Here is a 14615-nt window from a genome sequence, read left to right on the forward strand (position 1 = left end):
TGAACTGCACCCTGTCAAGTAGACAGTGGAAATAATAAAAACTACTTAAGCGGCTAAAGCCCTAAATTCCAATGGGCTTAGGCCGTTTAATCTTTTTTGAAGTCTTTTAGTATTATAGAAGATAATATATTCATTGATTGCATTAGTCAGTTCTTCATATGTATGATATTTATGCAAATAGTACCTTTCACATTTAAGAGTACCCCAAAAAGCCTCCATTGGTCCATTGTCAATACATTTGCCCACACGTGACATACTTTGTGTCATTTGAGCTTCATCTAGCTTACGCTTAAAACCATAAGATGTATATTGAAAACCACGATCGCTATGAAGCATAGGGCTTGCGCCCGGATTAGCCGATAAGGCTAGGTCTAAGTTACTAAAAACAAGATCATTATTGTTAGAATGGTCAAGAACATATGCGACAATAGAGTTGTCATATAGATCAAAAATGGCACTTAAATAGGCCTTCTGAGAGTTACCGTATTTTAACTCAGTAACATCAGTAAGCCACTTCTGATTCAGCCTATCGGCTGAAAACGTACGATTTAGTAAATTTTCTGCTACCTGCTGCGGAGCAGACTTGACATAACGTTTCTTCTTTCTGCGAATTACAGATTGTAACGATGCCAGTCTCATAAGTCGATAGATGCGTTTATGGTTAAAGTTTTTATTTAGCCTATGATTTAAGTTCAAAGTCATTCTTCGATAACCATAGATACCATCTACTTCATCATAGATTTTAACAATTTCTGCAGTTAACATCGTGTTTTCAGTCTCTTGAACGCTTTTTTCACGCTTTGTCCACTTATAGTATGAAGAGCGTGGAATCATTGCTATTTCGCATAATAAAGATACAGAGAACTTCTCTTTTTCATGGAGCATTGAAATTGCAATATACTTATTTTCTTGTCTTATACGGCTTAATACCGCCTCCTTTCTAGTCCCTCCAATTTTTTTAGGAATGCATTCTCCGCCCTTAATTTTTCATTTTCAGCCTCAAGCCTTTTCATTTCAAGTTTTATTTTCTCTTCGGGTGTAAGCTCAGTTTCATTCTTCTTACCACGTCTATCCTGAAGTGCATTTTCTCCACCAAATTCATATTTTTTAACCCATTGATATACTTGCTGATAAGAAACATTATGCGTCTCAGCAGTATGCTGATAGTTATTTTTATGATCAATACAGTACTGTACAATTTCAATTCTTTCTCTAAAAGACGTACTTCTTCCTTTTGCCATAGATTTTCTCATTCCTTTCGGTATTGCCGTTACTTCTCTATGACTATTATAATTGTTTATCCATCTTTTCAACACTGATTTATCTGTTAATCCATATTTATTCACAAGTTCTCTTTGTGAATATTTTCCAGATAGATATTCAAGAACAACTTGTTCCTTTAGTTCTCTTGAATATTTCTTGTAAGTTTTTGACTCTCTCAATCCATCTACTCCATACTTCTCGTAGTTGTATCTCCACTTATAAAAAGCATAGGTACTAATACTGTAATTAATGCAGAGTTCTTGTATTGAGCTAGTTCCACTCTCATAATCCATTAAAATTTCGTACTTTTCCTCTGCTGTATATTTAGTTCTTCCGGACAAAAAAATACTCCCCTTTCCAGCAACAGATTTTTATTTTTTAATCTGTCTACTTTAAGGGGAGCATATCATTTCTGAATAATACGGTGTTTTAAATAATTATTAAGTTTTTGTTGTTTTGACGTTAAAAAAGAAATTTGTTTCCTAAATGTCTATGAGCAGTATATTTATTCTCAGTATGATTTAGCCTTTGTTTTATAAATTTTACACTATATTCATTTTATTAAATTATTATGTCCCAGTGCTTGAATATTTTTTTATATTATGTTTCCATACAGATATTGATATTATTAATGTAATACAGCATACTATAATTGATAATATATACAAGTATTTTTGGTCATACATTAATGCTTTAGCTGGATAATAGCTTATAAATGAAAATGGAATTATAATTGTAACTATGCCTTGAATAATTCTTGGGAAAATAGTTATTGGATATTTTACAACTTCTGAAAAACTAGTTACAAGTTTAATTGCCATCATTACTTCAGTGTACTTAAAACTAAAAGAACATATTATTAAACTAAAGGATGCTATAATTAAACAACCAATAATTGCTATAAAAAAAGAAATAGCAGTTGCTATAATTATATTTAAGATATTTAATTTTAATAATATAATTATTAAAATTACTATGTTAATAATAAAATTAGGAATTTCTGATTGGTTAAATGTTTTACTTATTATAAAAAATAATTCATTCACTGGTTTTATTAGAACTATATCAAAGTTACCTTTTTTCACATGATATTCTGGGGATGATACAAATGCACTAAAAAACAAGTTATAAAGACTTTGAGATAAACTTACCATAACATATAAGTATCCAACTTGATATGCTGTCCAGCCGTTTATATTGTTAATTTTATCGAATATTGTGAATATAAATGTTAGATTAGTTATTTGTAAAAGAAAATGAGTAAAGAGTTGCTAAATACATTCACGATAAAAAACTAATTTTACCATTATTTTGATTTCCTGCAGATTATTCTCGAGTGCTTCTCTAATCTCTATCATTGCTATCCTCTAATTAGATTATATAAATAATTTTTATTTCATAATAGTAATCAACAATGAGATATCCCAACATTTTTATACTAATTTAATTTTAATATGACCTTTAGCTTTTTTTCCAGTAGTTTCAATCCTCACATTTTTACTATCATTATTTGAAATTGATATAGTTTCAATAACACTTCCACTTTCTTCAAATAATATTTTATTATCGTTATAAATTTTAATATTCAAATCCCCACTCTCAATATTAGAGTCAATTTTCATGTTGTAAGTAGATTTTAAAGAACTTATCTCTCTTAAATCTGTTCCCTCAAGTACTTGAAATTTAACATCATAAATGTTATCTTGGGTATTATCAGTCCACCAATTTGCCGTTTCAGCATCCCAACTTACTTGACTTATCTTAAAGTTATTCTTTTTATTAATATTTACATATGAATAAATCCCTACAATACCAAATAAACAAATTAGTATACATCCACTTATAATTTTTTTCTTTTTTGTCATTGCTAATACTCCCCCTTATTAAACTTTTTTAACATTTATTTTAAAATTTTCATTAATTATCCTTAATTAAATTATAACAATTATTTTATAAATAATAAACAATTATAATATTTTCAAAATTATTTATTAAACCTCTCTTGTATGCTCTAAAATATAATTTTCTACAGCTTGTCTATATTCTGAGTTTGTTACATCATCAATAATATAAGTTTTATTTGTTTTTGGGTTCAATCCTCCATTCCTTATTCTTTCAGAAGCTATTCTTACAACTACAACATTGTAATCTTTTACAAAAAATATGTGTAATCCTGTGTTATCAAGTCTTACGTATAGTTACAAATACTAATACGACCTGAATTTTTGTATTAAAAAAGACACTAATTACTTAATGTCTTTTCTTTCACTTATGCTTTTTCTTAATCCTATAAGAACAATGTGATTTAACTACAACCGTTAATAATTCTTATTCTTTCAATGATGTAATTTTTGTTTATAATTTTCGTAGAATATATTTAGTGAAATCTTTTACTATATTATCATCAATTTGGTTTAAAACTTTGTTTTTTAAGAACAATGATAAGATTAGCAACCCACTAAAAATATTAATATATACATCTTTTAAGTCAAACGTAAAAAAATCATTTACTAATATGTAATCTAAACTACCGTTCCAAAAAATCTTGTCAATTAATGAACACATAGCACCAGAGAATATAAAAGCATACATAATATTAATAATTTTATTAGTCCCAAATTGCTTATTTAGATATTTATAAAACAGATATATTAATATACTCATAATTGCTACTAGTAAAATATGTGTATATTTACCAACGCCTAATTGTAACATAGAATTAAGCCATGAATATTGCCTATTAAACATAGGCTTAAAATATAGCAACGGAGGTAATATGGGAGATATTTTGTCAAAAAAATTGTTGTTAATTACTATTTTAATAACCTGATCTATTGTTACTAAAATAAGCACTGCTAGATATGTCTTTTTGTTTTGAATTTTCAAATTTATTCTGCACCACCTTATATAAATAATCTTCGCATAATTTAACAATTTCTATTTAAAATTGACTAACATATACATACTATAACATATTTTCAAATTCCAAACTATTAAGTTTTATAAGAAAAGTGCGTAGTAAAATTATATGCTAACGTTTTTTGTTCAAGACGCCTAGAAGCCTTGAACAACTACACTTGGCTTCTCAGGTGTGCTTTGCAAGCTTTTCATGTAAAGCAGATTTGAACAATTTATTAGCCAAAGTCCGTTACCATTATACTGGAATCTTTTAAAACCCCAAACCTTTCCTGCTCATTATAAGATGAAATAGATAGATTATGATTAGTTTTTAGTTTTTTTATCTAAGAATTCTTTCATCAATCCTCCTAAGAAAGCTATACGTGTAACTATCAAAATATTTTCCCCAAAATCTTAATGCAGTCGGATTAATCGCTTCATAATCCACCCCTAAACGTTTTATACCATCATTCTTAATTTCCAAATATCCTATTATTTAATTTTCAAAGAACATTGTTTGTATTTTTAATTTTTAAAATTATGTAATCTAATTTAAAATAGTTGAAGGTACAGCTTAAATTGCAAACAAACAAATACCGTAAAATTCATTTCTGAATAATACAGTATTTTCACATCACATAAGTGCTTTATATTTAACTGTATAATTGTTTTAACAAATAATATTAGAACTTTCCAAAAATTTCTCAGCTGTCATAACATCTGCAAACATCCCATGAACAGAGGCCATATATGTTGCATGTACAATTTTAGCTGGAATAGTATCTCCTTTCCATATTAAATCTTTTGTAGTGCAAGCATCTTCTATTAGAGTTACAGCAAGCCCTAGGTCCTTTGCATATCTTACTGTAGTATCAATGCACATATGCGTCATCATTCCACATACCACAATATGATTAATATTATTATCAGAAATAGTTTTAGCCAATCCAGTGTCAAAAAAACTATTAGGAACATGCTTTATAAAAACTTTTTCATCTTTATTTGGAGTCACAAGAGAATTGATTTCTACTCCAATACTTCCTTGTAAAAGGAATCCAGCTTTATTATCTAGATTTATATGCTGAACATGAAAAACAGGTAGATTTTTTTCTCTAAAGAAGTTAAGTATAGCCTTAGCATTATTTGTAGCTTCTATAGGGTGATTTAATTCAGACTTTCCACCCTCAAAATAATCGTTTTGAATATCAACCAATATTAATGCACTTTTCATTCTTATTACCCCCTATCATTAACTACATTATAGTAGTATTAGCGACAAAGTAAATTACTTACTTTTTTGTGGGTAATCAGTAGAATAAACGATTCCCTTTTCCTCTAAAAAAGCTGTCATTCCATGCTCAACCATATAGTCCACACCTATACTTTGTAATATTTCTAAAGCAGGTATAATCTTTTTTCCTCTCTCCTCAGTAAGAAAGTACTCTACATGTAATGGGTATCCATTAAAGTTTACTTTATCAACAAGACCAAATTCTTTCAGCTCTTTCAATTGTTCCAATAGCATTTTCTGACTAATACCTGATATATCATGTTCCAACTTAGAAAGGGATGTAGGTCCATATTTCAATTGCCACAGAATTATTGACTTCCATTTTCCTTTAATTATATCGTGTACTACTTCTAGGGGACATGTATACTCATCTCTTATTTTCAATTTATATCACCTCTAATAGAAAATCATTTCTTTATAGCCAACTTATAATATATAAGCCCATATATTATATTTATTTCAATCTTATCTACCATATTATCAATTTTTAAAGAAGGTTTCATATTTTTTCTTGGCTAAATTTACATAGTGAGACTTAATTTTATTAGTTATGTCACCTTACACATATTTTATAAAAAATATGTGTAAACCTATGTAATTAAGACTTTACATGTATTTACACGCAGTACCAAATACTAATACGACCTAAATTTCTGTATTAAAAAAACACTAATTATCTAGTGTCTTTTCTTTCTCTTATGCTTTTTCTTAATTCTTATATTTCTTCATTCTATATAAGAATATTCCATATTTATAACTTAATATAATTAGAACCCGCATTCTTCATTAACGATGAACAACTTAATTCTATCATTATCTGATTGCCCTTGGATTATTGAAAGACTATTGCAAACTCTTTCCTTTGATACACAATCTATGCACTTATTTAATGTTACACAGGGAGGATTAAACCCTGCCCGTTTTGCATTTAAAGGACAGGATATATTTTTTACTCTTCTTATTGCTTCGTCTACTGTATCTACAACCTTATTCTTTCCGATTACAATTATTACTTTATCTGGTCCAAAAGTAATTGCAGCTACTCTATTCCCACTATGATCCATATTAACAATTCGCCCATCAATGGATATAGCATTCGAACCAGTAATATACCAATCCCTTGTAAGTGCCTTCTTCTTTAAGGCTTTGCATTCCTCTCGATTTTTTGCAAGTTCTTTATCATATACAATATTTCCTCTTTCTATTAGAGAATTTGTAATATTTATCTTTTGGAGTGTAATTGAGTGTCCAATTCCAATAGTAGATTCAATAGGTACAGTATTTAATATACATGATTTAGCATCTTCTAAAGTCTCAAAATACTCTACTTCTATATTTCTTAATTTAAAGTTTTCCTTCAATCTATTAATCTTTTCTAGATTCATCTCTATCCACCACCTTTCATTTACTGCGCTATCATTTACTATTACAGTTTAAAATTTACTAATATATACATATTATAACACATTTTCAACTTCCTCCAAAACCTCGGGATCTAATGCTATATTTAAATTCTTTTTCTATTGTCCTTTTGTAATAATTTACATATATAATTCATGAAGAAGAAAAAGATATAAAAAGGCGAATCCTTGTTATAACAAGGATTCGCCTTTTATACAACTATATTTATTTTTTACTCTGCTACTAATCATAGTATCTGGTATTAAAATTTATGTATAGTTTGGTTCAAATTACTACTTTATTCATATCTTAAAGACTCCATAGGATCCAGCTTCGCTGCCTTTGATGAAGGCATGAATCCTGCTATTATACTTACAACCACACTTACAGATATACCGATAAGCATAGTTTGACCAGTTAGATCAATAAGCTTTGCTCCAAAACTATTGAACAACATACTATTTCCAATTAGGCTTACTATGATAGCACCTGTCACAGCTATTAAACCACTAAATAAACCAAGTAAAGCAGATTCGGAGAAGAAGATACGTTTTATATCTTTTTTCCTAGCTCCAACTGCACGTAAAATTCCTATTTCCTTTGTCCTCTCTACTACACTTATATAGAGAACCACTAGAATCATAATTCCCGACACAATAAGGGAAATCCCTGAAATTCCAGCAAGAGTTGCAGTAGCCATATTTAAATATGATGTAACTTGTTTCAGCATTTCCACCATTTGTGAACTTGCAAACCCTTTATCTTTTAATGTAGATTTAATATTTTCTACATGTTCTTTTTTATCAGTAAATGCATTTATTTGTGTTGGATTTAAAGTCAATCCCTGCTCTGAATATGTATTTTCTAAAGTTTCATATTGTACATAAGCAATAGTCATTCCCTGGGGTCCCATACCTTCTGCTTCATATATACCGGATACTTCTAACTTTTTTTCAATAATAATAGGTTTATTGTCTCCATTTACTTCATTCACATAAACACTTATTTCTTTACCAATCAAGGACTTGTATTCTTCCTCACTGGTTAATGCTTTCGCTAGACTTGTTGTTAACAGAACTTCATTTTCATTTGGAAGGTTTCCTTCTTCTAACTTGTCCTCTTTAACCGATTCTGTCATTGTAATAAATTGCATGATATCTGAACGTTTGTCCTCATATCCTGCACTACTTTTCATAGTAAAAGATGATACTTTCTCAATGCTGCTTACATTGTTGATACTTTTAATTTGATCAATATCTGATTGGTTTAAAGGTGTTCCTTCTGAGAACATAGACATTTGAGGACCTTGACCATTCGCTCCCTCCTCAGCATTTTTAGTAACCTCAATCATTAAGGGATTCATACTAGAACTGATTTCGTCATTAATAAAGCTTGTTACTCCACTACCTAAAGACAACATTAAAATTACGCTTAATATACCTATGGAACCACCTAAAGCTACTAATATGTTTCTTTTTCCATTCAATTTCATATTCTTCAATGCAAGCTTAAATGAAGATAGATAACTTAGACTTTTTGAACTCTCCTTTTGTACCTTTTTAGTAGATTTATAACCTTTCTTAAGATTAATGTCTTCTAAAATTATTCCATCATCAACTTTGACAATTCTACTACCAAAATCGGCAACCTTTTGAGAATGGGTTACTGCTATAACTAACTTTCCTTTTTTTGCTATGTTATCTAATAAATCTAATATTTGTTGACTCGTCTCTTTGTCTAAAGCACCTGTGGGTTCGTCAGCTAAAATGATTTCTGGTTCATTGGCCAATGCACGAGCAATTGATACACGTTGTTTTTGTCCTCCAGAAAGCTGATTTGGTCTTTTTGTCATGTGATCTTTTAATCCCACTTCAGTTAAAAGTTCTTTTGCTCTTTCGTTTTGTTCTTTTTCACTTTTACCAGCTACTTGCATAGCAATTGATACATTTTCTAACACGCTGAGGTGAGGTATTAAATTAAAGCTTTGGAATATGAACCCTATTTTACTTTTTCTGTAATCATCAAGTTCACTTTCCTTCATATTTTTTATATCCTTTCCTTCTACAAGGACCTTTCCCTCAAAGTCAGAATCCATCCCACCAATGATATTCATTAAAGTTGATTTACCACACCCTGATTCACCAAGTATGGATACAAATTCACCTCTATTAAAAGTTAGATTTACATCGTGAAGTATTTTAGTTTTTTCCTGTTTATAAATCGTATAAGATTTATTGATATTTTTGATTTCTAATAAATTCATTGTTAATCCTCCCGACAAAGCCCTTTTTTGAGCATATTAATTTCTAAAGTATAGTTTTTTATGGATTCCTCAAAGGGTAATTCCATTGCGAAATTTTGAATAAGATTTTGAAACGTCACTGCCATGATAATTTTTAAGACATGAAATATTTCTTGTTCTTTTGTAACGTTCAAATTTGTTGTATTTATTAATCCAATGATTTCTGAAAATTGATCATTGCACATTTTCTCGTTCACATTATGGGTCAATGTATTTTCTGTTTTATAGTTCATATTCAAAAAAATGTTTTTAAAAAAGCTGCGGTTTTCTTGGTTTTGAAAGTTTTTCATCATAGATTGAAACATTTCAATAAATGTCTCGAATATATCTCCATCTACTTTCTTTAAGCTCAAAATAAAATTCTTTTGCATTTCTTTACAGTGATTATCCAATAAAAAGTAGAATGCATCTTCCTTATCATCGAAATATTGATAAAAACTCCCTCTTGGTATCCCAGCTGACCTAACAATATTAGAAATCGATGCTTCAAATAATTGAACTCTTGAAAATTCTTTCATAGCCGCATTAATTAACGTTTCTTGTTTACCTACAGATAAATTAAAAAAGGTTTGTTTAGGCATTATTTATCCTCCAATCTAATTAACAAGTGACAACGTGTCGTAAACTAACTATACATGACAGTGTGTCATGTGTCAATAAGTAATATGACACACTGTCACAATATTTTTTATCCTCCTTGAGTTTCCTAAGTTTTTTACTGGAAATATAACCAATTTCAGATGAAAAAGCCTTGAATATAACTTATTTTACTAAGGTTATACTATAAAAAATAAGGTGTTAATGTATGATTAAAAAAATAAATTAATAGTAAAATCTAATTGCTTCCTATAAGTTATTCTTAGGGAAACAGTGTTATATATATTTTTTTTGACTTCAATGATTAATCCTAATGATAAGAAATTTAACCCTTATAGATTTTCAATTAAGGAAAAATTTATCAAGTTTTCACCTAATCAAATGGTAAGTTTTGAAAAAATTAAAGAAGATCTTAAAGTTGCAAGTATTAAATTCATAATAAAGCAAGCTGAAAAATCCGGTGATGAAGATAAATAAAAAACCTGTATCATATTGATTTGTAGAAAATCTTAATGATACAGGTTTTTATTTCTATTTTTTAGTTTTTTAATTTCCTCTATACCTAAGTCAGTTTTTCAAGCTATTGTTTCATCTCATTTTTTATTATTAACTATAAATATTTTTTAAATCCTCTTGATATATCACCATTAAATCCTAATGATTCATAAAATTTATGTGCTCCTTTTCTATCTACACGTGATAAAAGCATAAGAAATGAACATCCTTTTTTCATTGCTTCATTTTCAATATTATCCATTAGCATTTTTCCTATCCCCATGCGCCTACATTCATTTGAGACAATAACATTTTCTATTACCATGAATGTTTTGCAGTCCCTTATAAATTCTTTACATATAATCCCCATAAGTGAGCCAACTATATACCCATTATATTTTGCACATAAAACCATATAATTTGGATTATCTTTCATCAAATCATAGGTTTCATTCATCTTTTTGAAATCAGTAGCAGCTCCATCAAATCCATTATCATAAAGTATTCTTAATTCTTCTAAATCTGCTTTGCATATTGGCATAATAGTTATCATTTTGCCCCCCTAAGTATTGTATATTTCTTTTATTTCTAAAAAATTTAAATATTTAATTCTGTACCCGTTCTAATATATATAATCTTACTACCTAAAACATTTTTCAATTTCTTAAATGCTTTTTCCCCAGTACAATGACCTGTATAAACTTTTTCTATGTTTTCATCTAATATCTTATTTATAAGTGTATCAATTTCATTTTGTGATGCACTTGATGCCTTTATTAAAGGCATTCTAACTAAATGAAAACCACCTATTATTGCTTTTATTTTTAAATTTGGAAACCTATTTTGTACTGTTTCAATCATATTAGCTGTACCATTATGTGAACATCCAGTAAAAATAATTAGTTCATCATTCTCCTTGACAACCATAATTAGTTCATGTTGAAATGTATCCCTAACTACTTTATTTCTGTCTCTAACAAACAGATATTTATTTCCTTCTGGAGCTTCATATGGTTTTTCTATATCAGAAACAATATATATGTTATCCATTATTTCTGTAAATTTATCAACATATTCAAATCTATTTGGATATTGTGTAAATACTTCCTTGTTGATCCTAACACTTTTACTAAATAACATTGTACGAAAATAATAATCTTCATCTATATATCTTTTTGCATATACTTTTGCTTTATCATTTATTTTTAAGAAGGATAAAAGCCCCCCTCCATGATCACCATGACCATGTGAAATAATTGTAGCATCGATTTGCTCTAAATCTATTCCTAGCTTTTTTGCATTAATTATAAAGTTATTAGTTCTACCTGTGTCAAAAAGTATGCGTTTACCATTTGTTTCTATATAAAGAGATAATCCATGTTCACTAGTTAAATTCTTTGAACTATCTTTAGTATTTTCTATAAGTGTAATTACTCTCATATCTTATCTTTCTCCTTTTCAAGCCATGGGTTTTCCATTAAACATCAAAAATTCTTATAATTACTTTAAACTTTCTTGTAATTTAATCTTTTCGTGCAAGATATAATTCTACTGTATCATTAATAATTATTTCATCCCCTAATTCCTCAATAGTATCCCTAATAGCCTTAAATAATGGTATTCTTATTGATTCATCTAAAGCTATATGATCTGAATACGTGTTTAATAATTCTATATATTCAACTCCAGTCATTACTCTAGTATTGTGGTATGTTTTAAACTCAATATCAATAAATCCACACTTTTTTATTTCATTTATTATACTTGAGTACAAATATTTATCTTCATTATTAATTGCTTTCTTACTCCATTGTGGTAGGAACTCATCATAAATAGATTGTATATTTCTATGTACTATGTTGTCTTTATTCTTTACAGATGCTTTATTCCAAAACAAAGCCAGTGCTCCACCACTTTTTATTATTCTATATGATTTTTTATATCCAATTTCAGCTGGTATCCAATGAAAAGCTGTTGCCGAATATAACATATCAAATTTATTATCATCAAATTTGTAATCTTCAAATGCTGATATAATAACCTCTAGATTTGTATAGTCTTTAAATTTTTTCTTTGTATACAAGCCAAGATTTTCCCCTAATTCAACTGCTGTTATTCTACACTGTGTTTTTAGAAAAGGTTCTGTAGCTTGTCCAGTACCACATCCTACTTCTATTATTGATTTATCTTTAGTAAGACCTGAATAGTTTATAATATCTTGAAATACTTTACTTCCATAGTTTGGGCGTCTCTTTTCGTAATTTAAAACTATCTTATCAAATAAGTATTTTTTATCCAAGCTATCCTCTCCACTCCTCATAAAATCTACTTTATTAATTATCTAACCACTTATAGCTTATAATCTTTTTTTATTATGGCTAACATAACATCATCCACAACTTTCCCCTTCATAAAGGTTCTTTCTCTAGAGATACCCTCTTGAACAAAGTTAGCTTTCTTTAAAGCTTTTATAGATGCATCATTACCAAGAGTTACAATAGCTTCTATCCTATTAAGACACATAATCTCAAATCCGAATTTCACTAAAGTTTTTATAGTTTCGGTTGCATATCCTTTATTCCATTCACTACACTTAAATCCATATCCAATCTCACTTCTTATTGAATCATCATCAAAGTCACCTAAATTGCAATAACCAATGATTTTATTATCATCCCTTCTTGCCACACCCCATGTAATCTCTTCTTTATTTTCAAATTCACTTGTATAGTTATTTATTATAGAAAGTGCTTTATCCCTAGTGTTAATTGGTTCATACCAATCATACTTAGCAACTTCAGGATCACTATAAATTTTAAATATATCTTCTAAATCTTCTGAATTTACCTTTCTATATATCAATCTTTCAGATTCTAATTGTGGAAATTTATCAAAACAAGATCTGTCTATTTTCATATCCTTATTTGTCACTTGCTTACCACTCCTCTCAATCTTTAATTTAAGATTTACCCAAATATTTTCTTAAATAGTATCTCTTATGCCCTAATGGATAATCATCTAATATCCCATCTATATGGTATCCATGCTTAATATAAAAACCTTATTCACCTATAAACTTTTCAAATCCATTAGCATATTTAGTAGGTAAAAACTCAACTATTTCGTATTCTGCAATTTCTTTAATGTAAAATGGATCTTCTTTAATTATTCTTTCTACTTTTTCTCTATTGTTTTCCTTACAAAGAATTACTCCACCTGTCCTTGGATTTCTTCTGCCAGAACAAATAAATTTTTGTAAAGCATAATACTTTTCTAAATACTCTACATGTGCCTTTAACTCCTTCTCAACTTCCTCAAGTGGTTTTATATATTTTAACATCAAAATAAACATTATCAATTTCTCCTTTTAAATACTATTGTATATATATTTTTTGAATTGCCTTTTGTGTCAAATTAAAATTTATTTTTTCTTCATCTAAAACACCATACTTGTTTCCTAACCTGTGAGTTTTTACAAAATAGTTTATTTTCATTTTTTGTCTTCCCTCTTATTATGCTAATTCTGCTTTATAATAATATTATAGTGTGAATCTTTACTTTTTTTATTGCCTTTACTGCTATAAATATTGCAAAGATGCTCACAAGTAATATATGTACATAGTACTTGTGAGCATACATGTATAAAAATCAAGTTTAATTATCTTACATACGCCTTCATTATACGCTTGATAAACTTAATTGTACGACATAATAGTTATCTATCGTATACTCTTCAAAACAAAAATATCAACAAAATTATAATTATTTATCAAAAATAACCCATTCATCTGCTAACATTGCATACTCATATGTGTCATTCCAAATAGGATTTCTCTTTTCATCATATTTAAAGAATATATTTTTAAATAAATGTCCTTCTCTACGCATATTTAACCTTTCTAACACTTTCCATGAAGCTGTATTTTCTGGATTACACATAGCGATTATTCTACGTGCTTTTAATTCTTCAAATCCATAATTTAGAATTGATTTACAGCTCTCTGTAGCATAACCGTTTCCATAGTACATAGGATTAAAAACATAACCTATTTCCCATGTAAGAAATTCTTCAGGCTCCTGTTTCTGAAAATACACATTACCTATTAATTTCTTATTATCTTTTAAACAAACCGCCCAAAAGGCATCTTCTTTCGAACGATATAATGCCTCTTGTTTGCATTCATCTTCTGTTAAAGCATTATATGGTTCATATTTAACCACTATTTCTTGTGAAAGATACTCATGCAAACCTTTCCAATCATCTTCTGAGAATTTCCTTAATATTAATCTTTCTGTCTCTAAAATCTTCATCACACCACTCCTTAAATTCATTAGATTGATTTTTAAGTGAATTTAACTCTTATCATT

The 14615-nt window shown here is 28.6% G+C and carries 16 protein-coding genes; 1 reads left to right on the plus strand and 15 read right to left on the minus strand.

Going from position 1 to position 14615, the window contains the following annotated elements:
• Nucleotides 1-45: 45 nt before the first annotated feature.
• The 9 genes from BM119_RS20585 to BM119_RS08970 form a co-directional block, all read right to left on the minus strand.
• Nucleotides 46-1556 (minus strand): IS3 family transposase gene (locus tag BM119_RS20585; protein ID WP_423231001.1). Its coding sequence is split into 2 segments (ribosomal slippage): nt 46-944 and nt 944-1556, totalling 1512 coding nucleotides; the frame shifts between segments, so codons are not numbered across the junction.
• 276 nt (nt 1557-1832) lie between these two features.
• Nucleotides 1833-2507 carry an ABC-2 family transporter protein gene (locus BM119_RS08930; protein WP_090040732.1) on the minus strand — a complete coding sequence of 225 codons (675 nt, stop codon included), beginning with the start codon at nt 2505-2507 and terminating at the stop codon, nt 1833-1835.
• 189 nt (nt 2508-2696) lie between these two features.
• Nucleotides 2697-3128 carry a hypothetical protein gene (locus tag BM119_RS08935; RefSeq protein WP_090040734.1) on the minus strand — a complete coding sequence of 144 codons (432 nt, stop codon included), beginning with the start codon at nt 3126-3128 and terminating at the stop codon, nt 2697-2699.
• A 490-nt stretch (nt 3129-3618) separates the two neighbouring features.
• Entirely contained in the window at nt 3619-4149 is a 531-nt protein-coding gene (locus BM119_RS08945; protein WP_177199370.1) for a signal peptidase II, read from the minus strand.
• Nucleotides 4150-4831: 682 nt separating this feature from the next.
• Entirely contained in the window at nt 4832-5392 is a 561-nt protein-coding gene (locus BM119_RS08950) for a cysteine hydrolase family protein (protein WP_090040741.1), read from the minus strand.
• A gap of 54 nt (nt 5393-5446) precedes the next feature.
• Nucleotides 5447-5836 carry a winged helix-turn-helix transcriptional regulator gene (locus BM119_RS08955; protein WP_090040743.1) on the minus strand — a complete coding sequence of 130 codons (390 nt, stop codon included), beginning with the start codon at nt 5834-5836 and terminating at the stop codon, nt 5447-5449.
• Nucleotides 5837-6219: 383 nt separating this feature from the next.
• The gene (locus BM119_RS08960) at nt 6220-6837 is read right to left on the minus strand and encodes a lactate utilization protein (RefSeq protein ID WP_090040745.1); all 618 of its coding nucleotides are present in this window, start codon (nt 6835-6837) and stop codon (nt 6220-6222) included.
• Nucleotides 6838-7151: 314 nt separating this feature from the next.
• Nucleotides 7152-9116 carry an ABC transporter ATP-binding protein/permease gene (locus tag BM119_RS08965; protein ID WP_090040747.1) on the minus strand — a complete coding sequence of 655 codons (1965 nt, stop codon included), beginning with the start codon at nt 9114-9116 and terminating at the stop codon, nt 7152-7154.
• A 2-nt stretch (nt 9117-9118) separates the two neighbouring features.
• Nucleotides 9119-9736: a TetR/AcrR family transcriptional regulator gene (locus BM119_RS08970; RefSeq protein ID WP_090040750.1), complete on the minus strand. Its 618-nt coding sequence runs from the start codon at nt 9734-9736 to the stop codon at nt 9119-9121.
• Between the two features lie 316 nt (nt 9737-10052).
• Here BM119_RS08970 and BM119_RS19835 point away from each other — a divergent pair, with 316 nt between their 5' ends.
• Nucleotides 10053-10229: a hypothetical protein gene (locus BM119_RS19835; protein WP_177199371.1), complete on the plus strand. Its 177-nt coding sequence runs from the start codon at nt 10053-10055 to the stop codon at nt 10227-10229.
• 133 nt (nt 10230-10362) lie between these two features.
• On the opposite strand, the gene BM119_RS08975 is transcribed toward BM119_RS19835, so the two are convergent.
• From BM119_RS08975 to BM119_RS09000, 6 genes are all read right to left on the minus strand, one after another.
• Nucleotides 10363-10800, minus strand: coding sequence for a GNAT family N-acetyltransferase (locus BM119_RS08975; RefSeq protein WP_090040752.1), 438 nt, complete (start codon nt 10798-10800; stop codon nt 10363-10365).
• Nucleotides 10801-10844: 44 nt separating this feature from the next.
• Complete coding sequence (locus tag BM119_RS08980) at nt 10845-11687, minus strand: MBL fold metallo-hydrolase (RefSeq protein ID WP_090040754.1); 843 nt, start codon at nt 11685-11687, stop codon at nt 10845-10847.
• A gap of 82 nt (nt 11688-11769) precedes the next feature.
• Complete coding sequence (locus tag BM119_RS08985; protein WP_177199372.1) at nt 11770-12546, minus strand: class I SAM-dependent methyltransferase; 777 nt, start codon at nt 12544-12546, stop codon at nt 11770-11772.
• Between the two features lie 50 nt (nt 12547-12596).
• Nucleotides 12597-13178, minus strand: a complete 582-nt coding sequence (locus BM119_RS08990; RefSeq protein ID WP_090040758.1) for a GNAT family N-acetyltransferase — start codon at nt 13176-13178, stop codon at nt 12597-12599.
• A gap of 130 nt (nt 13179-13308) precedes the next feature.
• Nucleotides 13309-13599: a YciI family protein gene (locus BM119_RS08995; RefSeq protein WP_090040760.1), complete on the minus strand. Its 291-nt coding sequence runs from the start codon at nt 13597-13599 to the stop codon at nt 13309-13311.
• A 410-nt stretch (nt 13600-14009) separates the two neighbouring features.
• The gene (locus tag BM119_RS09000) at nt 14010-14558 is read right to left on the minus strand and encodes a GNAT family N-acetyltransferase (protein ID WP_090040762.1); all 549 of its coding nucleotides are present in this window, start codon (nt 14556-14558) and stop codon (nt 14010-14012) included.
• Nucleotides 14559-14615 lie beyond the last annotated feature (57 nt).

It is taken from the genome of Clostridium frigidicarnis (genome assembly GCF_900111985.1).
GTDB classification, from domain to species: domain Bacteria; phylum Bacillota; class Clostridia; order Clostridiales; family Clostridiaceae; genus Clostridium_Z; species Clostridium_Z frigidicarnis.

What these genes read in the sequence shown, in the direction of transcription:
- BM119_RS08950 (WP_090040741.1), bottom strand. Translation starts at nt 5,392, where the DNA reads ATGAAAAGTGCATTAATATTGGTTGATATTCAAAACGATTATTTTGAG.
- BM119_RS08965 (WP_090040747.1), bottom strand. Translation starts at nt 9,116, where the DNA reads ATGAATTTATTAGAAATCAAAAATATCAATAAATCTTATACGATTTAT.
- BM119_RS08960 (WP_090040745.1), bottom strand. Translation starts at nt 6,837, where the DNA reads ATGAATCTAGAAAAGATTAATAGATTGAAGGAAAACTTTAAATTAAGA.
- BM119_RS08975 (WP_090040752.1), bottom strand. Translation starts at nt 10,800, where the DNA reads ATGATAACTATTATGCCAATATGCAAAGCAGATTTAGAAGAATTAAGA.
- BM119_RS08935 (WP_090040734.1), bottom strand. Translation starts at nt 3,128, where the DNA reads ATGACAAAAAAGAAAAAAATTATAAGTGGATGTATACTAATTTGTTTA.
- BM119_RS09000 (WP_090040762.1), bottom strand. Translation starts at nt 14,558, where the DNA reads ATGAAGATTTTAGAGACAGAAAGATTAATATTAAGGAAATTCTCAGAA.
- BM119_RS19835 (WP_177199371.1), top strand. Translation starts at nt 10,053, where the DNA reads ATGATTAATCCTAATGATAAGAAATTTAACCCTTATAGATTTTCAATT.
- BM119_RS08995 (WP_090040760.1), bottom strand. Translation starts at nt 13,599, where the DNA reads ATGTTTATTTTGATGTTAAAATATATAAAACCACTTGAGGAAGTTGAG.
- BM119_RS08980 (WP_090040754.1), bottom strand. Translation starts at nt 11,687, where the DNA reads ATGAGAGTAATTACACTTATAGAAAATACTAAAGATAGTTCAAAGAAT.
- BM119_RS08970 (WP_090040750.1), bottom strand. Translation starts at nt 9,736, where the DNA reads ATGCCTAAACAAACCTTTTTTAATTTATCTGTAGGTAAACAAGAAACG.